Annotated in this window: 16 protein-coding genes and 1 tRNA gene; 6 read left to right on the top strand and 11 right to left on the bottom strand. The window is 62.1% G+C overall.

Annotated features, from left to right (window positions below):
* Positions 1 to 9 precede the first annotated feature (9 nt).
* On the bottom strand, positions 10 to 1530 hold the full coding sequence (locus tag NKI21_RS17290) for a phosphomannomutase/phosphoglucomutase (RefSeq protein ID WP_352441323.1): 1521 nt from the start codon (positions 1528 to 1530) through the stop codon (positions 10 to 12).
* A 200-nt stretch (positions 1531 to 1730) separates the two neighbouring features.
* Here NKI21_RS17290 and NKI21_RS17285 point away from each other — a divergent pair.
* Positions 1731 to 1807 (top strand) — tRNA-Pro (locus tag NKI21_RS17285).
* 442 nt (positions 1808 to 2249) lie between these two features.
* Here NKI21_RS17285 and NKI21_RS17280 read toward each other — a convergent pair.
* On the bottom strand, positions 2250 to 2711 hold the full coding sequence (locus NKI21_RS17280) for a hypothetical protein (RefSeq protein WP_352441324.1): 462 nt from the start codon (positions 2709 to 2711) through the stop codon (positions 2250 to 2252).
* A 183-nt stretch (positions 2712 to 2894) separates the two neighbouring features.
* Here NKI21_RS17280 and NKI21_RS17275 point away from each other — a divergent pair, with 183 nt between their 5' ends.
* The 3 genes from NKI21_RS17275 (at position 2895) to NKI21_RS17265 (ending at position 4125) form a co-directional block, all read left to right on the top strand.
* A complete protein-coding gene (locus NKI21_RS17275) occupies positions 2895 to 3110 on the top strand; it encodes a hypothetical protein (protein ID WP_127295641.1) in 216 nt (71 codons plus the stop codon).
* A gap of 6 nt (positions 3111 to 3116) precedes the next feature.
* Complete coding sequence (locus NKI21_RS17270; RefSeq protein ID WP_023808494.1) at positions 3117 to 3557, top strand: hypothetical protein; 441 nt, start codon at positions 3117 to 3119, stop codon at positions 3555 to 3557.
* Positions 3558 to 3780: 223 nt separating this feature from the next.
* Positions 3781 to 4125 carry a hypothetical protein gene (locus tag NKI21_RS17265; protein ID WP_023808495.1) on the top strand — a complete coding sequence of 115 codons (345 nt, stop codon included), beginning with the start codon at positions 3781 to 3783 and terminating at the stop codon, positions 4123 to 4125.
* 33 nt (positions 4126 to 4158) lie between these two features.
* On the opposite strand, the gene NKI21_RS17260 is transcribed toward NKI21_RS17265, so the two are convergent.
* The 4 genes from NKI21_RS17260 to NKI21_RS17245 form a co-directional block, all read right to left on the bottom strand.
* A complete protein-coding gene (locus NKI21_RS17260; protein WP_023808496.1) occupies positions 4159 to 5778 on the bottom strand; it encodes an ABC transporter ATP-binding protein in 1620 nt (539 codons plus the stop codon).
* 16 nt (positions 5779 to 5794) lie between these two features.
* Positions 5795 to 6919 (bottom strand): ABC transporter permease, encoded by a 1125-nt coding sequence (locus NKI21_RS17255; protein ID WP_352441325.1) that lies wholly within the window; start codon positions 6917 to 6919, stop codon positions 5795 to 5797.
* Positions 6912 to 7835: an ABC transporter permease subunit gene (locus tag NKI21_RS17250; protein ID WP_027035849.1), complete on the bottom strand. Its 924-nt coding sequence runs from the start codon at positions 7833 to 7835 to the stop codon at positions 6912 to 6914. Before NKI21_RS17250 ends, NKI21_RS17255 begins: the two co-directional genes overlap by 8 nt.
* Before the next feature lie 164 nt (positions 7836 to 7999).
* Entirely contained in the window at positions 8000 to 9592 is a 1593-nt protein-coding gene (locus NKI21_RS17245) for a peptide ABC transporter substrate-binding protein (protein WP_023808499.1), read from the bottom strand.
* Between the two features lie 367 nt (positions 9593 to 9959).
* Here NKI21_RS17245 and NKI21_RS17240 point away from each other — a divergent pair, with 367 nt between their 5' ends.
* On the top strand, positions 9960 to 10415 hold the full coding sequence (locus tag NKI21_RS17240; RefSeq protein ID WP_164780233.1) for a TadE/TadG family type IV pilus assembly protein: 456 nt from the start codon (positions 9960 to 9962) through the stop codon (positions 10413 to 10415).
* Entirely contained in the window at positions 10416 to 12197 is a 1782-nt protein-coding gene (locus NKI21_RS17235) for a TadG family pilus assembly protein (protein WP_352441326.1), read from the top strand. It abuts the gene before it with no gap.
* Positions 12198 to 12208: 11 nt separating this feature from the next.
* On the opposite strand, the gene bglA is transcribed toward NKI21_RS17235, so the two are convergent.
* The 5 genes from bglA to glgC form a co-directional block, all read right to left on the bottom strand.
* On the bottom strand, positions 12209 to 13831 hold the full coding sequence (bglA, locus tag NKI21_RS17230; protein WP_352441327.1) for a beta-galactosidase BglA: 1623 nt from the start codon (positions 13829 to 13831) through the stop codon (positions 12209 to 12211).
* A complete protein-coding gene (gene glgX, locus NKI21_RS17225; RefSeq protein WP_352461321.1) occupies positions 13818 to 15833 on the bottom strand; it encodes a glycogen debranching protein GlgX in 2016 nt (671 codons plus the stop codon). Before glgX ends, bglA begins: the two co-directional genes overlap by 14 nt.
* A gap of 255 nt (positions 15834 to 16088) precedes the next feature.
* Positions 16089 to 17717, bottom strand: a complete 1629-nt coding sequence (locus NKI21_RS17220) for an alpha-D-glucose phosphate-specific phosphoglucomutase (protein ID WP_352866477.1) — start codon at positions 17715 to 17717, stop codon at positions 16089 to 16091.
* A gap of 3 nt (positions 17718 to 17720) precedes the next feature.
* Positions 17721 to 19166, bottom strand: coding sequence for a glycogen synthase GlgA (gene glgA / locus NKI21_RS17215; protein WP_352441330.1), 1446 nt, complete (start codon positions 19164 to 19166; stop codon positions 17721 to 17723).
* A 3-nt stretch (positions 19167 to 19169) separates the two neighbouring features.
* The gene (gene glgC, locus NKI21_RS17210) at positions 19170 to 20435 is read right to left on the bottom strand and encodes a glucose-1-phosphate adenylyltransferase (protein ID WP_023808506.1); all 1266 of its coding nucleotides are present in this window, start codon (positions 20433 to 20435) and stop codon (positions 19170 to 19172) included.
* Positions 20436 to 20451 lie beyond the last annotated feature (16 nt).

The following is a 20451-nucleotide window of genomic DNA, read 5'->3' as shown; positions in this document are numbered from 1 at the left end:
AACTACCATTCAAAAGGTCTGGTTGTAGGCGCCCACCTCGGAGCTGCGGCGCAGCACGGCGTCGACAGCCTCGAACATCTCCCGTCGACGCTGCGACGACACCGGGCTTTCGACCACCACGACCAGTTCCGGTTTGTTCGACGAGGCGCGCACCAGCCCCCAGGTGCCGTCATCGGCGACGACGCGCACGCCGTTGACGGTGATGAGGTCTGCGATCTTCTGCCCAGCGAAAACCCTTCCATCCCGCTTCATGGCCTGAAAGTCGGCAACCACCCGTTCGACCACACCATACTTCACCTCGTCCGCGCAGTGCGGCGACATGGTCGGCGTGCCAAAGGTCAGCGGCAGCGCGCGATAAAGATCGGCCATCGAACTGCCCGGGCTGCGATCCAGCATCTGGCAGATGGCGATGGCGGTGACCAGGCCGTCGTCATATCCGCGCCCGATCGGCGGATTGAAAAAGAAATGACCCGACTTTTCGAAACCGGCGACAGCACCGAGTTCGGCGACGCGGCGCTTGATGTAGGAATGGCCGGTTTTCCAATAGTCAGTGACGGCGCCATTGGCGCGCAGCATTGCGTCGGTATGGAACAGGCCGGTCGATTTGACGTCGACGACGAAGGTCGAGTTGGGATGCTGGCTGGAAATATCCCTTGCCAGCATCACACCGACCTTGTCGGCAAAAATTTCATTGCCTTCATTGTCGACGACACCGCAGCGGTCGCCATCGCCGTCGAAGCCAAGGCCCATGTCGGCGCCTGATGCCAGCACCTTGTCCCGGATGGCATGCAGCATCCGCATGTCCTCGGGATTGGGATTGTAGCGCGGAAATGTATGGTCGAGCTCGACGTCGAGCGCGATGACCTCGCAGCCGATGCGCTGCAACGCTTGCGGCGCGAAGGCGCCGGCGGTGCCATTGCCGCAGGCTGCGACCACTTTCAGTTTTCGGGCGATGCGCTTGTCGCGGGTCAGATCGTCGAGATAGGTCGCGCGAAAGTCACGGATGAAATCGTAGGAGCCGCCGCCGATAAGGTCAAAATCGCCGGACAGCACGATTGCTTTCAGCGCGCTCATCTCACCCGGGCCGAAGGTCAGCGGCCGCGCCGCACCCATCTTGACGCCGGTCCAGCCATTTTCGTTGTGCGAAGCGGTGACCATGGCGACCGAGGGCGTATCCAAAGCGAACTGAGCGAAATACGCCATCGGCGACAACGCCAGTCCGATGTCCCTCACCCGTGCGCCTGCAGCCATCAAACCGGACACCAGGGCCAGTTTGATCGACAGCGAATAGGAGCGGAAATCATGCCCGGTAATGATATCGGGACCGGCGCCGAGACGGCGGATCAGCGTACCAAGCCCCATGCCGAGCGCCTGGACGCCGATCAGATTGAGTTCCGGTCGTTGCGCGGAGCCGGGATGGCCGAACCACCAGCGCGCATCATATTCGCGAAAGCCGGATGGCTTGATCAGCGCTGTGGTTTCGAATTCGAAACTGTTGGGCCGGGCGTCGCCAACGATGCTGAAGGACAAGACTGGAAACTCCGAATGGCCGAAATTACGAATTGTCGAGGGCTGCGGCTTAGCACACAAGGCTTTAAGCCATGTTTATTCCGGAAGGGAATCCGGGCCTTTCGGGCAATGCTCGACGAAAGCCGACGAAATGCGACAGAAGTGCCGCCGTGCCGCTTGCAGGAACCAAGTGTGGCGGCTATAAGCCCGCGGTCTGGTCACGGAGTGTAGCGCAGCCTGGTAGCGCACCTCGTTCGGGACGAGGGGGTCGCAGGTTCAAATCCTGCCACTCCGACCAGAGAAAACAAAGAGTTAGCGCATCCCGACTTCGGCGCTCCGCCTGCCCCTCAAGCGAGATTACTCGCGTCCCCCGCCAGTCGGATGGGCGAATTTCTATTCGCCGTGCCTCTGTGACCCGGCCGACAGCGATGCCCGTTGCACTGGACAGTAACCAGTCAACCGGCCGCCTGATGCCTTCATGCGTGCGCTCGCGGACAGTTTCGGGTAAACATCCCGACTGGTATGCGCGTCCCCCTCAGCGGAGGCCAAAAAAGCTCAAGATCGCTATCACGATGACCACAGCTCCAACGAGCCAAATGATATTGTTCATTATCTCTCTCCTGTTGCCTGGGAAGCCCGCGCCTCTGGCAGAGAACGCGGGCCGACCAGCCTTTGCCGACTGATCCGCAGCAGACACCAAATCGTGATCCCGGCTGCGGGAAATAAACCATCAGGCACGCCTAATGTTCCGCCGTTTGACGAGATCCAGCGATGACCAGTGAACGTTCGGGTCGATGCCGGACGACCGGAACCAAAGCGATCAGGGGCAGTTTATCCAATGAAGGGCTAATTAAGAAAATGGAGAAACTGCAATGAAAACAATGATCATGTGCGCGTTGGCGCTTTCCCTTGGACTGCCCGTTGTGGCTTCGGCAGCCGAAGCCGATGTGGTTGTTAGAACCCATCATCGACATCACGAAAGCGTCAAGATCATCAACGAAGACGGTCAGCGCTTGCACCACCGCCGCCATGGTACCGTAGCGTTCTATGACCATGGGCGCCGGCATCATCACCGCGATACTGTTGTCGTGACAGGTTCCGTCTCCACCCATCGTCACCACCATCGGCACCATCCCGTTGTGATCGAAAACGACGGGTACTGATCGCAGATCTCCGGCCCGATTCTTGATGAGTCGGGCCACGAAAGGCCTTTTGGCACGCATTCCTGGGTCATGCTTTGGCGGCGCCGTCGGCAAGACCATTGCGGCCCACGACCAGACTTAGGTCCGACCCTCCCCGACCGAAGTCCAGGGTTGGAAACGTTTGCCCCTTGCCCCAAATTCGAGTGGCGGGCAAAAAATGATCAATGAACTATGAGCAGCAGCATGTCGAACCGTGAGACCAAGAAATCCTATGCCCTGAGCATGCGCATGACAGAGATCAAAGCCAGGATGCAGGAAGCCCAGATTACCGAAGACGAGATGAAGACCTTCCAGAAGGTCGCAGCCATCATGGAGGGCGGCGAGGGCCCAATCGAGGTTGACGATCTGATTGCCGCGTCATTCCTCACCGAGACGACGCTGAACAGCCAGAAGCGTTAAGCGACCATGCCGACGATTTGCAGACTTTTTGATTCCCCCGTCGATGCGGCGCGGGTCGCCAGCGACTTGGTGGCAGCCGGAATTCCTCGCGTACAGATCGCGATCATCGGGCCTTACAATGACGAGGCGGGATCTCTTCGGGTTTCCGCTTTGGGATCGTTATTTGGCGCTGCCGCCGGCGGGTTGGTCTGCCTGAGTGCCGTTGCGGCCTATGGCATCAATCCTGTTGCTGCGGGCGTATTGCCAACAGCGGTGGCTGGCGCGGTCTGTGGCGGCGTTGCCGGTCTGTTTGGAACATTCGCCACGGCCGCCATAAAGGCGGATGATCAGGAGGTTGCCGAAGGGGTCGTTCTGGTGACGGCGCATGTCGATGAAAATGACGCCGACATCGCTCAGACAGTGCTCGGCGGTTGCCCCCCGTCGAGGTTCGTGGCCGAGGCAGCGTAGGAAAGGCCGCCCCGACGTCGCCGGAACCGGTACTCTCCGTTTGCCAGCGATTGAGCCCAACACTCGGCAGATAGCAATTCCAGTGACTGAGATGTTCCTGCGTCGGCCGCAAAGGCCGGGCCCAGTGGGAGGTTTCTTCGAGGCCACATATTTTGACGAAAAGGTCTGTCGGTCTTAGGGTCGTGAACTTGATGGAGTCAGTGAACGGCGGGCCGAGTGCGACATGAATTTGAATTCAACCACAGCCTCGCCCTTGATTCTCGTGATGACGCTGGTTCTCGTCGCTGGCTGTTCATCGCTCGGCAGAACCGTCGATCCAGCGAAATACGATTCGATGACGTGCACCGACCTCAACAGGGCGATGGGAGACGTCGCCCGTGACATCTCGCAAACGGCAATCACGCGCGGCAAGGTCGCCAACACCAATGTTCCACGCTGGCTGCTCGGCGGCTCACGCGTGAAGACCGCGGTGGCCAACCGTGAAACAGCCAGGATCGACCGGCTCAAGCAGCAACAGGATGCCATTGCCGCTGTGCGAGCACGCAAGTGCCCGAGCTCCACAAATTGAGCGGACAGCCAGTGTATCGGTGCGAAGCCTGGTTCAGGCGCTCAGGCGAAATCGCGTCATGTCGATCGCGGCGGCCATCAGCGTCTGTGTGTAAGCGTGCCGCGGATCGCTGAAGATCGCCTCGGTCGGCCCCTCCTCGACGATCTTGCCCTGTTTCATGACGATGATGTAGTCGGCCATGGCGCGCACGACCGACAGATCGTGGCTGATGAAGAGATAGGACAATTCGTGGTCCGCCTGCAGCTTGCGCAACAGTTCGACGATCTGTTTCTGCACAGAGCGATCGAGCGCCGAGGTCGGCTCATCCAATACCACCAGCCTGGGCTTCAGGATCATGGCGCGAGCAATGGCGATGCGCTGCCGCTGGCCGCCGGAGAATTCGTGCGGGTAGCGATTGCGTGCGTTGGGGTCGAGGCCGACCTCGCGCAAGGCGTCGACCGCGCGTTGATCACGCTGCTTGCCCGAGAGATCAGGCTCATGCACCAGAAGTCCTTCGGTGATGACCTGGCCGACGGTCATGCGCGGCGACAGCGAGCCGAACGGGTCCTGGAAGACAAGCTGCATCTGGCGCCGCAGCGGCCGCATCGCCTGCCTGTCGGCTTGGGAAATGTCGCGATCGCCGAAACGGATAAGCCCGTCGCTCGGCAACAGCCGCAGCAAGGCGCGGCCGAGCGTCGACTTGCCCGAGCCGGATTCACCAACGATGCCGATGGTCTGGTTGCGCTGCAGCCGGATCGAGATGTGATCGACGGCACGCAGCATCAGCGGTTCACCAGCAAGAAACCCGCCGCCAATCCTGAACGTCACTTCGACATTTCTGCCTTCAAGCAGCACCGGAGCATTGGCGGGCGGCGGCGCCTTGCTGCCGGTCGGCTCGGACGCCAGCAGCATTTTCGTGTAGGCATGCTGGGGATTGACGAAGATGGCCTCCGCCTCCCCCTCCTCGACAACCTCGCCCTGGCGCATGACATAGACCCGGTCGGCAAAGCGGCGGACGATGCCAAGATCGTGGGTGATGAAGACGATCGCCATGCCGAGCTTGCGCTGCAATTCGGCCAGAAGCATCAGGATCTGCGCCTGGATGGTCACGTCGAGCGCCGTCGTCGGCTCGTCGGCGATCAATATGTCAGGGTCGTTGGCGAGCGCCATCGCGATCATCACACGCTGGCGCTGGCCACCGGACATTTCATGCGGATAGGATTTCATCCGCCGCTCGGGATCGGGAATATGCACCAGCCGCAGCAGCTTGAGCGCCTCTTCCCGCGCGTCGGGGGCATTCAGGCCCCGGTGCCGGCGGATCGGCTCGATCAACTGATTGCCAATCGAATAGAGCGGATCGAGCGAAGTCATCGGCTCCTGAAAGATCATGCTGATCTTGCGGCCACGAACCTGGTTGAGCTCGGATTTGCTAAGCGTCAGAAGATTGCGGCCGCGATAATCGACGCTGCCTGTCGCTTCCCCATTCGATGCCAGCAGGCTCATCGCCGCCATCATCGTCTGGCTTTTGCCGGACCCGGATTCGCCAACCACGGCAACGGTCTCGCCAGATTTGACATGGATGTTGATGCCCTTGACTGCTTCGACGGCGCCGTCAAGCGTGCGGAAGCGGACACGCAGATCCTTGACGCTGAGGATCGTTTCGGAAGCAGCCATCTCGGCGATCCCCATCTTAGCGATCCCTTGGGTCAAGTGCGTCGCGCAGGCCGTCGCCGACGAAATTCAGCGCGAACAGCGTCGAGACGAGGAAGAAGGCGGGGAACAGGAGCAGCCAGTTGGCGGTGCCGATGTTCTTGGCGCCGACCGAGATCAGCACGCCCCAGCTGGTCATCGGCTCCTGCACGCCGAGCCCCAGGAATGACAGGAAACTCTCCAGGATGATGACCTGCGGCACCAGCAGCGTCATGTAGATGACCACCGGGCCGAGCAGATTGGGAATGACGTGGCGCAGCAGGATACCGCGCTGGCCGACACCCATGGCTTCCGCCGCCTGGACATACTCCTGCCGGCGGATCGACAGCGCCTGGCCGCGCACGATCCGCGCCATGTCGAGCCACAGCACGGCGCCGACCGCCAGGAACATCAGCACGAAGTTGCGGCCGAAGAACACCACCAGCATGATGACGAAGAAGATGAAGGGCAAGGAATAGAGCACGTCGACGATGCGCATCATCACCTCGTCGATTTTGCCGCCGGCAAAGCCGGCAGCGGCCCCGTAGACCACGCCGATGACCACCGCCACGACACCCGCGAGCAGGCCGATGGCCAGCGATATGCGCCCGGCCATCAGCGTGCGCGACAATAGGTCCCGGCCGGTGTTGTCGGTGCCGAACAGGAAATATTGCTGCTTGATCGAGGCGCTCATCGTCGCTTCAAGACCGTCGGGCGACTTGCTCTCGATCTTGGTGCCGTCAAAGGCATCGGAACGGTCGAGATAACGGATGTTGCGATCGTCGATCGGCCTGGTCGACTTGACGGTGACGAAGACCTGGTTGCCTTCCTGCCGCCACTCCTTGATCTCGACCCGCATGCGCTTGATCGCTTCGGTAAGCGCCGTCTCGACCATGTCGGCCTTCGGATAGGCTGACAGGCTTGGCGGCATGCGCACATAGTCGGCATAGATGGTAGTGTATTGATGTGGCACGAACCACGGCCCGAATACGCTGACGACACCGATCAGGGCAAGGTAGTACAGGCTGAACATGGCGGCGCGATTGGCCTTGAGACGCGCCCAGGCATCCCCCCAGAGTGAACGGCCGATGACGGCGGGGGCGGCTGTGGCTGCGATGTCAGTCATAGCGCACCCTCGGATCGACGACCGCGTACATGACGTCGACGATCAGGTTGAAGACAATGGTAAAGATGGCGATCACCACCACCGTTCCCATCACCAGCGTGTAGTCACGATTGAGCGCGGCATCGACGAAATAGCGGCCAACGCCTGGAATGGAGAAGATCGTCTCGACAATGACCGAGCCGGTCAGCAATGCCGCCGCCGCCGGACCGGTGAAGGAGACGATCGGCAGGATGGCGCCGCGCAGCGCGTGCTTGACCACCACCGACCAATCGGACAGGCCGAGCGCGCGCGCCGTGCGGATGTGATGGGACCGCAAGGATTCGATCATCGAGCCACGCATCAGCCGGGCGACGATGGCGATCTGCGGCAGAGCGAGCGTCAACACCGGACCGACCTTGTTGATGAAAGCGCCATCGCCCCACCCACCGATCGGCAGCAGCCTCCAGGTCAGCCCGAACAGGAGTTGGATCACCGGCGCGATGACGAAGGTTGGGATGGTGCTGCCGGCCGTCGCCAGCGCGATCACCGTATAGTCGCCAAGCTTGTTCTGGTTAAGCGCCGCAATGGTGCCGAGCACACAACCGAGCAGCAGCGCCAGGACGAGCGCCGAGGCGCCGAGCTGAACCGATATAGGCAGGCCCTTGGCGAAGAGTTCGGTGACGGTGAAGTCCGGCATGTTGTAGCTCGGGCCGAAATTGCCGCGCAGCAGATTGCCGAGATAATGGACGAATTGCAGCCAGAGCGGGTCGTTGAGGCCGAACTGGGCTTCGAGATTGGCCTTGATCTCGGGGCTCAGCCCCCGCTCTTGGTTGAATGGGCCGCCCGGCGCGACGCGCATCAGGAAAAACGCCATGGTCACGATGACGAACAGCGTCGGGATGGCGGTCAGAAGCCGCCGTAATACGTATCGCAGCATCGGTGCCCCGCTTGATCCAGAGCAACGCGCGTCCAGCCGGACGGTTGCGCTCTAGCCTTCAAATCTTCGCACCGACATACCGAAAATCGATTCCGGTTTCCGGACCGATGCGATGGCCAACCAGCACCGCCGCGCATTGAGTTGCGCGGCGGCCCGGCTAAGGATCAGTCCTTACTGATGAAGCGGGACGGATGGATATCCATCACATTGTCGTCGAAGCCATGCAGCTTCGAGGAAACGATGTCGTGGAAGCTGTAGTAGAGAAGCGGAATGTTACCGACGTCATCGACAAGGATGCGCTCGGCCTCAGCGAGGTCCTTCATGCGCTCTTCCGGCTTACCGCCGGCAGCCGCCGCCTTGTCCATGGCCGCTTCATATGCCGGGCTGACATAGCTCGAATAGTTGTTACCGCTGGCCTTGCGGGTGATGCCGAGGAAGGTCTCCGGATCCTTGTAGTCGGCGATCCAGGCGGCACGCGCCACGTCGTAGTCGCCCTTCTGCTCGAGGAAGGAGTAGTGGGTCTTGGTGTCGGTGTTGACGAGCGAGACGTCGACGCCGAGCGGCTTCAACTGTTCCTGGATGGCGACGGCCGTGTTCTTGTGGTTTTCCGACGTGTTGTAGCGGATCTCCATCTTCAAGGGATGCTCGGGCGTATAGCCGAGTTTCTCGAGGGTCTTCTTGGCAGCGTCCTCGCGGTCGATCTGCGACATGTCGGCGTATTTGGCCGTTGCCGGCGAGTAGCCCGCGATGCCCGGAGGCACCATCGAATAGCCAGGCAGCATCGAGTTCTGCCAGACCTTCTCGGCGAGGAAGTCGCGGTCGATCGCCATCGAGATGGCGTTGCGCAGTTCGACATTGTCCCACGGCGCCTTGTCGGTCTTGATCGCATAATAATAGGTGCCGAGATAAGGTCCGACGCGGACCTGGTCGCCGAACTTGGTCTTGAGGTCAGCGAGCTGTTCGGTCGGCAGGTCGCCGTAGCTGTCGAGTTCGCCGGCCTCGAAGCGCTTCATCGCCGATGAGCGGTCTTCGGTCGGGATATAGTTGACGACGTCCATCTTGACGGTCGCGGCGTCCCAGAATTTCGGATTCTTGACCAGCTTCATGTGGTCGTTGGGAATCCACTCGGCCAGCGTATAGGCGCCGTTCGAAACGAGATTACCCGCCTTGATCCAGTCGGCGCCGAGCTTGTCGATCGAAGCCTTGTTGACCGGATAGGTGGCCTGATGGGTCAGCATCTCCAGGAAGTAAGGCGTCGGCGCCTTCAGCGTGACTTCGAGGGTATTTGCATCAATCGCTTTGACACCCATATCCTCCGGCTTGCCCTTCTTGGTGTTGACGTCCTCCGCACCCTTCACCGGGTACAGCATCGAGGCGTATTCGGCAGCGGTGGCCGGGTCTTCCAGCCGACGAAACGAATAGACGAAGTCGTCCGCCGTCACCGGGCTGCCATCCGACCAGAGGCCATCCTTGCGCAGCTTGAAGGTGTAGACAGTGCCGTCGTCGGACACTGTCCAGCTTTCGGCCGCGCCCGGAATGAGGTTCGTCTTCTGGTCATGCATGACCAGGCCCTGGAACAGGTCGCGTATGATATCGGCTTCGTAGACTGTCGAGGTCTTGTGCGGATCGACCGTCTCCGCTTCGGCGGCGCTGCCTCTGTTATAGACGGTCTCGGCGAAAGCCGGCGTGTAGAACGTGCCGGCGGCCAGCGCCATGGTCGTGGCGAGCACCGTCGCCTTCAGCATGTTTTTCAGCATGAAGTTCTCCCTGTCGGCGCTGCCGTTGGCGCGCCTATTAAGTGTTGACGCCCTGGAGCCGATATCTGACCCCTTGAGCGCGCCGCTGGTTCCCGTCCTGCGGCTCGTGCCCAGACACTAACGCGGAGAATTTTTATTTCAACAGACTCTCTGGGTCACCCAAAGTAAGGCGGACGAAAGCTATGGCGTGGCCGCTGAAACACCAGTCGAAACCAGAAGCTTGACTTGGTTTCTTCACCTCGACGCCATTTTTCACCGCGAATCGGAGCCATGCCAGTTTGCCGGAATGTCTTAATGCGTTCTTAAGCAACCACAGGTTACATTATGATTGCCTTCTATACAGTTCGATCTCAGACGCGTGGCGGCTATGAGCAACGGAGCAAGTAAATTGCCCAAGGTCTTTCAATTGGTACGAAAATTTCAAGAGGAACGTGGAACTTCTGCGGTTGAATTTGCCTTACTCTCGCCGATCTTCATTCTTCTTCTACTCGGAATGGTTGCATACGGTATATATTTCGGCGCCGCCAACTCGATCCAGCAGATAGCGGCGGATGCGGCCCGCACGGCCATTGCCGGGCTGAACCAGACCGAGCGCCAGACGCTCGTGGCCAGCTTCGTCACCAACAATGCCGGCGGATATCCCTTCGTGGATGTCAGCAAGTTGACCTACCAGGCCAACGACAGCGCGGCCGATGGAAGCCAGTTCGTGGTGGCCATCCAGTACGATGCCCGCAACCTGCCGATCTGGAACCTTTTCCCGGGCATAGCCATGCCCGGGACCACCATCAAGCGCCAGTCAACGATTAGGGTCGGGGGCATTTAAATGCTGCTGCATGCGTGCAATGGGATCGGTCGGCTTGCCCGGTTGATGCTGAGTGACAGGAAAGCGAACTTCACCGTCATGGCGGCATTGAGCGCGCCGGTGGCGCTGGCGCTGGCCGCGGTGGCCATCGACGAAGCCTCGATCTACACCGAGCGCCGCGAAGCACAGGCAATGGTGGATCTGGCGGCGATCACCGCCGCCTCGAACATGACCAAAGTCAACACAGCGGTTGTCACCACGCTGACCGACAACGGCATGCCAGGGGTTGTCGTTCAAAGCTCGGGACAGACGATCGAGCCGGCGGCCGGCAAAACCGTCGTGACGGTCACACCCGGGCGATATGTGGCATCCGGCGCCAATGTGGGCCAGCGTTTCCAGGCCAGCGTAACACCCTACAATGCCGTCCGCGTCACCCTGAAGAAGATCCCTGCCCGCTATTTCGCGAGTTCGCTGATCCCCACTCCCGTCATCGGCACCCAAGCCACCGCCAGCATGACGCCGCAGGCGACGTTCTCGGTCGGATCGAGGCTCGCCAGCCTCAATGGCGGCATCCTCAACGCGCTTCTCGGCGGACTTCTCGGCAGCAACATCTCGCTCAGCGTCATGGACTACAACGCGCTGATCTCGGCGGATGTGAGCGTGCTCTCCTTCGTCGACGGCGTTGCCACACAGCTGAACCTGACCGGCGTGTCGTATTCGGATGTGCTGGCATCGAAGGCGACCGTCGGCCAGATCGCCACGGCCATGGCCAATGTGCCCGGGCTTGGCAACACGGCCAAGGTCGCCCTGCAGACGATCGCGTCCAAGTCGACCAGCACGGTCAAGATCCCGCTCAGTCATCTGGTCGATCTCGGCTCCGTCGGCAAATTGGGCCTCGGGCAAAGGCCCGCCGGCCTCGGCGTCGATGCCAGCGCCTTGGGAATGCTGACGGCCGCTGCCGGACTGGCAAACGGTTCGAAGCAGGTCGACGTCGCCCTCGGCGCCACCATTCCCGGGGTGCTGTCGACCACGCTCGCCATCGCCATCGGCGAACCGCCGCAATCCTCGCCATGGCTGGCGGTTGGAGAAGCCGGCACCGTGGTGCGCACCGCGCAAACGCGCATCAAGCTGCTGGTCACGGTCGGCGTCGGCAATCCAAACCTGGGCGGCGGCATCAGCCTGCTGTCGGTCAAGCTGCCGCTGAATGTCGAAGTGGCCTACGCCGAGGCCAAGCTGACCGACATCAGCTGCCCGACCGGCCCCGACAGCCTGAAGGTTACCATTGCCGCGAAGCCCGGCGTCGCCGCGGTGAACCTTGCCGCCAGCGACGCCGATAACAGCCCCACCGCTTTCGCCGATTTCAGCAACCCGCAGTCGTTCTCCGACGCCAACATAGCGAATGTCAGCCTCAATCTGTTGCTGCTAAAAATCCCGCTAATACTGGTGAAGGGGTCGGCGGGTGCCGATATCACCAACGTCAGCCCGACCAACCTGGTCTTCAACAAAACCGAGATCGCCGCCAAAACCATCAAGACGACGCCGACACGGGACCTGACTCAGACGCTGACAACATCACTGGTCGACAAGTTGTCACTCTCCGTCAACGCGCTGGGTATCCTCGGGCTTGACGTAACCGCCCTGCTCGGCGCAGTGAAACCTGCGGTGACGACGCTCTTGAAAACCGTGACCGCACCAGTCGACACATTGCTTTACAATCTGCTCGATACGCTCGGCGTGCATCTCGGCGAAGCCGATGTCCGGGTCACCGGCGCGACATGCGGACGTGCGGTGCTGGTGCAGTAACGGTCCGGGTATCAGTCGAGCCTGCCAACAAAGGCTCCGAGCGCTGGCAGCAAAAGCTCGGTCTCGACGACCGCGGCATTGCCATCCAGCTGTACAACCGCTCCGATGTCCCCCCGCAACTGCCAATTGGCCGATCCCTCGGCGAAATTAAAGACACAGAGCAGTCTTTCGCCGCCGCCCTCGCGAATGAAAGCGAGCACGTCACCCTCGGCGTCGAGAAAGCGGATCGAGCCTGATACCAGCGCCTCATGCTCTCCGCGCAAGGCCAGCGTGGTCCGATAGGACTTCAGCACCGAGGCCGTGTCGGCATTCTGGACGTCGACCGCGTGGGTGCGATGGCTGGCCGGTATCGGCAGCCACGGCTTGGCCGTGGAGAAGCCTGCATTGTCGGCGCCGGCCTCCCAGACCATCGGCGTGCGACACCCATCCCTGCCCTTGACGCCTGGCCAGAAGCGGATGCCGACGGGATCGCGCAGATCCTCATAGGCCAGTTCCGCCTCCTCCAGGCCCAGTTCCTCGCCCTCATAGAGGCAGATCGAGCCGCGCAGGCAGGCGAGCAGCATGATCGAGAATCTTGCGACCGCGTCGGGATCGCTATCCGGCCTTGTCCAGCGGCTGACATGGCGCACGACGTCATGGTTGGAGAATGCCCAGCAGACCCAGCCGTCGGAGACGGCCGCCTCGAAGGCTGCGACGCAGCCACGCACATGCGCGGCCGAGAACTGCGGACCGAGCAGGTCGAAGGTGTAACACATATGCAGCTTGTCGCCGCCGGAGGTGTAGGCGGCGAGCGTCTGCAGCGAACGGCCTTCATCGCCGATTTCGCCGACCGCGGCGCGGTTGTCGTATTCGTTGAGCAGCGCCCTCAAGCGGCGCAGGAACGCCAGGTTTTCCGGCTGCGTCTTGTCGAACAGATGCTCCTGGTAGAGGTAGGTGTTGGTCTCGCCGTTGGTGCCGGCGACGCTCGACGCCAGCGGCGGATTGCTGCGCAGCCAGCGGTCGTGGACATAGTAATTGACCGTATCGAGCCGGAAGCCGTCGACGCCGCGCTCCAGCCAGAACCGCACCGTGTCGAGAAGCGCGTCCTGGACCTCCGGGTTGTGGAAATTCAGGTCGGGCTGCGAGGCAAGGAAATTGTGCATGTAATACTGCCGGCGGGTCGAATCCCATTCCCAGGCCGGGCCACCGAAGACGGAGAGCCAGTTGTTGGGCGCGCCGCCATCGGGCTTGGTATCGGCCCAGATGTACCAGTCGGCCTTGGGGTTATCGCGGCTGGCGCGGCTTTCGACAAACCAGTCGTGCTTGTCGGACGAATGCGACAGCACCTGGTCGATGACGATCTTCAGGCCGAGACGATGCGCCTCGGCGACCAGCGCATCGAAGTCCTCGAGCGTGCCGAACATCGGATCGACATCGCAGTAATCCGACACGTCGTAGCCCATATCGGCCATCGGCGACTTGAAGAAAGGCGACAGCCAGACTGCGTCGACACCAAGCGAAGCGACATGAGCGAGCCTCGACGTAATGCCGGCGAGATCGCCGCTGCCGTCGCTGGTCGTGTCCTGGAAGGAGCGCGGATAGATCTGGTAGATGACGCAACCGCGCCACCATCCGGTCTTGTCACCTGCCGCCATTGCGCTTCTCCCCTGTGCCGGCCTGCGCTCGTTCGATCATGAAGATCACCGCCCGTCCCGATATCGGTCGCGAGCTGTCCGCTGGCTCGGCGGTTTCGAGGGCTGGCACCCAGCAAAATCCTTCACGCTCAGGCAAGGTGAACATGCAGGCCCTACGATCGCCGTTGACGAGCACCGCGAGACGGCGCTCGTCGTCGCTGGCGCCACCCAGGATCATGACAAGACGGTGCCGCTGCGGATCTTGCCAGCTTTGTCCATCGAGCGGCGTGCCCGTTTCGGTCAGCCATGCGACGTCCGGCGTCCCCGAACCTGCCTGCGGCTGGCCAGTTAGGAAGCTTGTATCGAAGAGCGCCGGCATCGACCGGCGCAGCCTCGAGAGTTCCACCGTGTAGCGCTCCAGCGCCTGGTCACGGCCGGCCCAGACGAGCCAGGTGATCTCGTTGTCCTGCGCATAGGCGTTGTTGTTGCCTTGCTGGGTGCGGCCGAATTCGTCGCCCGCGGTCAGCATGATGGTGCCGCGTGAGGCAAACAGCGTGGCGAGCAGCGCGCGCTGATCGTTCAGGCGAGCAGTTGGTACGGCCGGATCGTCCGCATCCCCTTCGGCGCCGTTGTTCCAGGACAGGTTTTCATTGTGGCCGTCGCGGTTCTGCTCGCCATTGGCTTCGTTGTGCTTGCGCTCGTAGCGCACGATATCGGCGAGCGTCATGCCGTCATGGGCGGCGATGAAATTGACGGTCCGACTGGCGTTTTGCCTGTTCGTTGCGAACACATCGGACGAACCGGCAAGCCGGGTCGCCAGCGCACCGACCATGCCGGCGTCGCCGCGCCAGAAGCGTCTGACATCGTCGCGATACTTGTCGTTCCATTCGAGGAAGGGCGGCGGGAAATTACCGAGCTGATAGCCGTCGGAACCGATGTCCCACGGCTCGGCGATCAACACCCGATCGGCCAGCAGCGGGTCGTCGCGCATCGCTCTCAGCAACGACGCCTCGGCATCGAATGTTCCTTCGACCCTGCCCAAAATGGGCGCCAGGTCGAAGCGGAAGCCGTCGACGCCGGCATCCCTGACGAAATGGCGAAGCGTGTCGAGGACCATCTCCTGGACGACAGGATGGTCGCAAGCGACCGTGTTGCCGGTGCCGGTATCGTTGGCCAGCCCGCCGTCTGATGAGTGCCGGTAGTAGGCCTGGTTGTCCAGACCGCGCAGCGACAACGTCGGGCCAAGCCAGTCGCTCTCGCCGGTGTGGTTGAAGACGAGGTCGAGGATGACGCCGATGCCAGCCTCGCGCAGCACGGCGACCGTGTTTCGCAACTCCATGATGCCGCCCGGCGCCAAACGCGGATCGAGGGCCATGAAAGTCACGGGATTGTAGCCCCAGGCATTGCGCAGCCCGAGCGGCGGCAAATGTCGCTCATCGATCGACGCGGTCACCGGCATCAGTTCGACCGCGCCAACCCCGAGTTTTTTCAGATGCTCGATAACCGCCGGGTGAGCAAGTGCGGCGACTGTTCCGCGCAATTTTTCGGGAATGTCCGGATGCAGCATGGTGAAGGCGCGCACCGGCACTTCGTAAATAAGGCCGCCCGGCTGGAATAGCGGCGGGGCAGCCTGCACCGGCTTCGGCAGCGCAGCGGCAATCGCCTTCGGCATCAGCGGTGCGGTATCGGCGCCCTCGCCCCGGCGCTGGGCCAGCCGCCAGTCATAGACATAGGACCTGTCGATCTCGACGGCGTAAGGATCGGTCAGGAGCTTGGCAGGGTCGAACCACAGCCCGCGCTCCGGCGCGTAGTCGCCATCGGCGCGAAAGCCGTAGCGGATGCCCTGGCCAAGGCCCGCAACGAACAGCGCATGGACGCCCTCACCTTCCGGCTGCAGTTCGAGCCGTTCGATTTCCCGATTGCCCTGCTCGTCGAAGATCGAGAGCCAGAGCCGACGGGCGGCCTGCGACCAAGCGGCAAAGCGGATGCCTTCGCGGGTGACGGTGGCGCCGAGCTGGGTCACTGGAAAATACCGCCAAGGTTAGCGCGAGGCACCCCCCTCTGCCCTGCCGGGCATCTCCCCCTCAAGGGGGGAGATCGGACCGTCGCATCGCTTTCGCCAACGGCCAACGCAGCATGAGGAACGAGGCGCTGAAACTGCCGATCTCCCCCCTTGAGGGGGAGATGGCCGGCAGGCCAGAGGGGGGTGCAGTGCCATACGCCCGTCATTATCTAACCTGGCGCTCTGCGAGAGCTATGGGCGCGTGCAGCGCCATCCTCAAGTAATCACACTTGGCTCGGCGCGGCCGGTATGGCTGTGAATCCCGGCAATATCATCGGCCGCGGCTATCAGATCGGCAAGGGCGGCCTGGGTGTCGAGGTCGTGCCTCGACTTGTCCGACTCGTAGCGCTCGATATAGACGCGCAGCGTGGCACCTGACGTGCCGGTGCCGGACAGCCGAAAGACCACCCGCGAACCACCTTCAAACAGCACCCTGATGCCCTGATGCTCGCTGATCGAACCGTCGACGGGATCGTGATAGGCAAAGTCCTCGGCGCTGGCGATTGTCATGCCGCGCACGCTGGCACCCGGCAGCGCGCCGAGCTTGGCGCGCAGTTCGTCGACCAATGCGGTGGCGCGGCCGCTCTCAACCTCTTCATAATCGTGCCGCGAATAGTAGTTGCGACCGTAGGTCGCCCAGTGCTCGGCGACGATCTGCTTGCAGCTTTCGCCCCGCGCGGCAAGGATGTTGAGCCACAAAAGCACCGCCCAAAGGCCGTCCTTTTCGCGGACGTGGTTGGAACCGGTGCCGGCACTTTCCTCGCCGCAGATCGTCGCCATGTCGGCGTCGAGCAGATTGCCGAAGAACTTCCAGCCTGTCGGCGTCTCATAGAGGGCGATGCCGAGTTTTTCGGCGACGCGGTCGGCAGCGCCACTGGTCGGCATCGAGCGGGCGATGCCCTTCAGCCCGCCCTTGTAGCCGGGCGCCAGGCGGGCGTTGGCGGCAAGCATGGCAACCGAGTCCGACGGGGTGACGAAAATGCCCTTGCCGATGATCAGATTGCGGTCGCCGTCGCCATCCGAGGCAGCGCCGAAATCCGGCGCGTCTGGTCCCATCATCTCGTCATAGAGGTGCTTGGCATGGACGAGGTTCGGGTCCGGGTGATGGCCGCCGAAATCCGGCAGCGGCTTGAAATTGCGGCAGGTGCCGATGGGCGCGCCGAGCCGGTTTTCCAGGATCTCCTTGGCGTAGGGGCCGGTCACCGCGTGCATGGCGTCGAAGCGCATGCGGAAGCCGGATTTGAACAGTTTGCGCAAGGCATCGAAATCGAACAGGCTTTCCATCAGTTCGGCATAGTCGGCGACCGGGTCGATGATCTCGACCGTCATGCCGGCGGCCTTGACCGTGCCTGTTGTGTCGATGTCGATCGGATCGATGTCGGCGATCTTGAAGCTCGAAATCGCCCTGGTCTTTTCGAAGATCACGTCGGTCAGCTTTTCCGGCGCCGGGCCGCCATTGCCGGCATTGTACTTGATGCCGAAATCCTCATGCGGACCGCCCGGATTGTGGCTGGCCGACAGGATGATGCCGCCAAAGGTCTTGTATTTGCGGATGACATGCGAGGCGGCCGGCGTCGACAGGATACCGCCCTGCCCGACCATCACCTTGCCGAAGCCGTTGGCGGCTGCCATGGCGATGGCCTTCTGGATGACCTCGCGGTTGTAGAAGCGGCCATCGCCGCCGATCACCAGGGTCTTGCCCTTGAAACCGTCGAGCGCGTCGAAGATCGACTGGATGAAATTCTCGGCATAGTGCTCCTGCTGAAAGACAGGCACCTTCTTGCGCAGGCCCGACGTGCCGGGCTTCTGGTCGGAATAAGGCTTGGTGGGGACGGTGCGTATCATGCTTCAGGCAACCCTTTTCGAAAGCAGAGAGCGATAGAGTTCGACATATTTTTCCGCGCTCTTGTCCCATGACACATCGGCCTTCAGGCCCTGGCGCTGCAACGATTCCCAGACCGCCGGACTGGCATGTGCGTCGACGAGGCGGCGGATGGCGTGCAGCAAGGCACCGCCATTGTTGGGCGCGAACTGGAAGCCGGTGGCGACGCCGGCCGAAACGGCAGCCTCATTGGCGTCGATTACCGTGTCGGCAAGGCCGCCGGTGCGGGCAACCACGGGTACGCAGCCATAGCGCAGGCCGTAAAGCTGCGTCAGCCCGCACGGTTCGAAGCGCGAGGGAATGACGATGGCGTCGCAGCCGCCTTGCATGATGTGCGACAGCCCCTCGTCGTAGCCGACAACGACCCCAATGCGGCCGCGATGCCGGGCGGCGGCGGCGAGCAGCGCGCCTTCGAGGCCGGCATCGCCCGAGCCGAGGATGGCCAGGCGCGCGCCGGTCGCAACAATGCCGTCGACCGCTGTCGCCAAGGTATCCATGCCCTTTTGCCAGGTCAGGCGGCTGACGACGCAGACGATCGGGCTGTCGTCGCGCTCAAGGCTGAAGCGGTCTTCCACGGCAACCCTGTTGGGCGCGCGCGCCTTCAGCGTGCTAGCCGTATAGGTGGACACCAGGTGCTTGTCGGTTTCCGGATCCCAGATGTCGGTGTCGATGCCGTTGACTATGCCATAGAGATCGCTGGAGCGCATGTTGATGAGGCCGTCGAGGCCCATGCCGAATTCCGCCGAGCGGATCTCCTGCGCGTAGGTCGGACTGACCGTGGTGATCGCCCAGGCGGCCTGCAGGCCGGCCTTGAGGAAGCCGACACCGCCATAATATTCGACGCCGTCGAGCGCCATCGCCGCTGCCGGCAGGCCGAGTTCGCCAAAGATGGCGGCGCCGAACTGGCCCTGGAAAGCGAGGTTGTGGACAGTCATCATCGATGGCACGCCGACCGCCTTGCCGTAGCGCATATAGGCCAGCGTCATCGCCGACTGCCAGTCATGGGCGTGGACGATGTCGGGCTGGTAGCCCGAGATGGCGCCACCGGCAATGTCGCCGCCGACCTGGCTCAACGCCGCGAAACGCCGCCAATTGTCTGGCCAGTCCACGCCGGTGGCGTTGCCGTAGGGACCGCCGGGACGGTCGAACAAATGCGGCGCATCGAGCACGAACAGTTCGAGCCCGGCGAGTTGGACTGAATGGACGGAGGCCTTGCCGCCCTGCAGCAAGGGATATTGCAGAACCGCCCGCTTCTTCTTGAAGGCGGCCATGACGGTCGGAAACCCTGGGATGAGCGTGCGCACGGTCACGCCCTTGGCGGCAAGCGCGATGGGCAGCGCGCCGGTCACGTCGGCAAGCCCTCCGGTCTTGATCAGCGGAAAGATCTCGGGCGTGACCGACAGAACCTGCATGCGTTAGAGCCCCAGCTTGTCGATCATGTCCTGGGTGACCAGGCAGATGCCTTTCTCCGAGACCCGAAAGCGCTTGGCATCGAGGACGGGATCTTCGCCGACCACCAGGCCTTCCGGTATCCTAACACCATGGTCGATGACCACGCGCTTCAACTTTGCGTTCCGGCCGACATGAACGTCGGGCAGCATGACGACTTCTTCCAGCGTCGAAAAGGAATTGATGCGCGCGCCGGTGAAGATCAGGCTTCTTTTGAGCGACGCACCCGAGACGATGCAGTCGCCCGAGACAAGCGAGGACACGGCCGAACCGCGGCGGCCATCCTCGTCATGCACGAACTTTGCCGGCGGCTTCAATTCGGCATAGGTCCAGATCGGCCAGTCGCGGTCGTAGAGGTCGAGTTCAGGCGTGATGTCGGTCAGGTCGATATTGGCTTCCCAATAGGCATCGACCGTTCCGACGTCGCGCCAGTAGGCCTCGTTCTCGGCGGTCGAGCGGACGCAGGATTTGGCGAAGCGATGCGCGATCGCCTTACCGTGCTGGACGATATAGGGGATGATGTCCTTGCCGAAGTCGCGACTTGAGCCCGGCTCGGCCGCATCGCGGCGCAATTGCTCCATCAGGAATTTGGTCTTGAACACGTAGATGCCCATCGAAGCCAGCGCGAATTCCGGCTTATCGGGAATGCCGGGCGGATCGGCGGGTTTTTCGACGAAGGCGATGATGTTGTCCTTGGCATCGACATGCATGACGCCGAAGCCGGTGGCTTCCATGCGCGGCACTTCGAGGCAGCCGACGGTGACATCGGCATTGGCGTCGACGTGCTGGCGAAGCATCATCTCGTAGTCCATCTTGTAGATGTGGTCGCCGGCCAAGATCACCATGTATTCGGGCCCGTAGGCCTCGATGATGTCGATGTTCTGATAAACGGCGTCGGCGGTGCCTTCATACCACTGCGTTTCCGAGACGCGCTGGCTGGCCGGCAGGATGTCGAAACTCTCGTTTCGCTCGGGCCGCAGGAAGTTCCAGCCGCGCTGCAGATGACGGATCAGCGAATGCGCCTTGTACTGGGTGGCAACGCCAAGGCGGCGAATGCCGGAATTCAGAGCATTGGAGAGCGCGAAGTCGATAATGCGCGTCTTGCCGCCGAAATATACGGCCGGCTTGGCACGCCGGTCGGTCAGTTCCCTGAGGCGGCTCCCACGGCCGCCGGCCAATACATAGGCCATGGCATCGCGCGCCAGCGGCTGGGTCCGTTTCAAGTCTGCCATTTCTACCCTCCCAAGT

Source organism: Mesorhizobium sp. M0715 (assembly GCF_040320355.1).
GTDB lineage: Bacteria > Pseudomonadota > Alphaproteobacteria > Rhizobiales > Rhizobiaceae > Mesorhizobium.
Note: the sequence above shows the minus strand (reverse complement) of the source record. Positions and strands in the feature narration are given on the sequence as shown.

Excerpts from the sequence above, each read along its gene's own strand:
- NKI21_RS17275 (WP_127295641.1), top strand. The coding sequence starts at position 2,895 with ATGTCGAACCGTGAGACCAAGAAATCCTATGCCCTGAGCATGCGCATG.
- NKI21_RS17270 (WP_023808494.1), top strand. The coding sequence starts at position 3,117 with ATGCCGACGATTTGCAGACTTTTTGATTCCCCCGTCGATGCGGCGCGG.
- NKI21_RS17265 (WP_023808495.1), top strand. The coding sequence starts at position 3,781 with ATGAATTTGAATTCAACCACAGCCTCGCCCTTGATTCTCGTGATGACG.
- NKI21_RS17260 (WP_023808496.1), bottom strand. The coding sequence starts at position 5,778 with ATGGCTGCTTCCGAAACGATCCTCAGCGTCAAGGATCTGCGTGTCCGC.
- NKI21_RS17255 (WP_352441325.1), bottom strand. The coding sequence starts at position 6,919 with ATGACTGACATCGCAGCCACAGCCGCCCCCGCCGTCATCGGCCGTTCA.
- NKI21_RS17250 (WP_027035849.1), bottom strand. The coding sequence starts at position 7,835 with ATGCTGCGATACGTATTACGGCGGCTTCTGACCGCCATCCCGACGCTG.
- NKI21_RS17245 (WP_023808499.1), bottom strand. The coding sequence starts at position 9,592 with ATGCTGAAAAACATGCTGAAGGCGACGGTGCTCGCCACGACCATGGCG.
- NKI21_RS17240 (WP_164780233.1), top strand. The coding sequence starts at position 9,960 with ATGAGCAACGGAGCAAGTAAATTGCCCAAGGTCTTTCAATTGGTACGA.
- NKI21_RS17235 (WP_352441326.1), top strand. The coding sequence starts at position 10,416 with ATGCTGCTGCATGCGTGCAATGGGATCGGTCGGCTTGCCCGGTTGATG.
- bglA (WP_352441327.1), bottom strand. The coding sequence starts at position 13,831 with ATGGCGGCAGGTGACAAGACCGGATGGTGGCGCGGTTGCGTCATCTAC.
- NKI21_RS17220 (WP_352866477.1), bottom strand. The coding sequence starts at position 17,717 with ATGATACGCACCGTCCCCACCAAGCCTTATTCCGACCAGAAGCCCGGC.
- glgA (WP_352441330.1), bottom strand. The coding sequence starts at position 19,166 with ATGCAGGTTCTGTCGGTCACGCCCGAGATCTTTCCGCTGATCAAGACC.
- glgC (WP_023808506.1), bottom strand. The coding sequence starts at position 20,435 with ATGGCAGACTTGAAACGGACCCAGCCGCTGGCGCGCGATGCCATGGCC.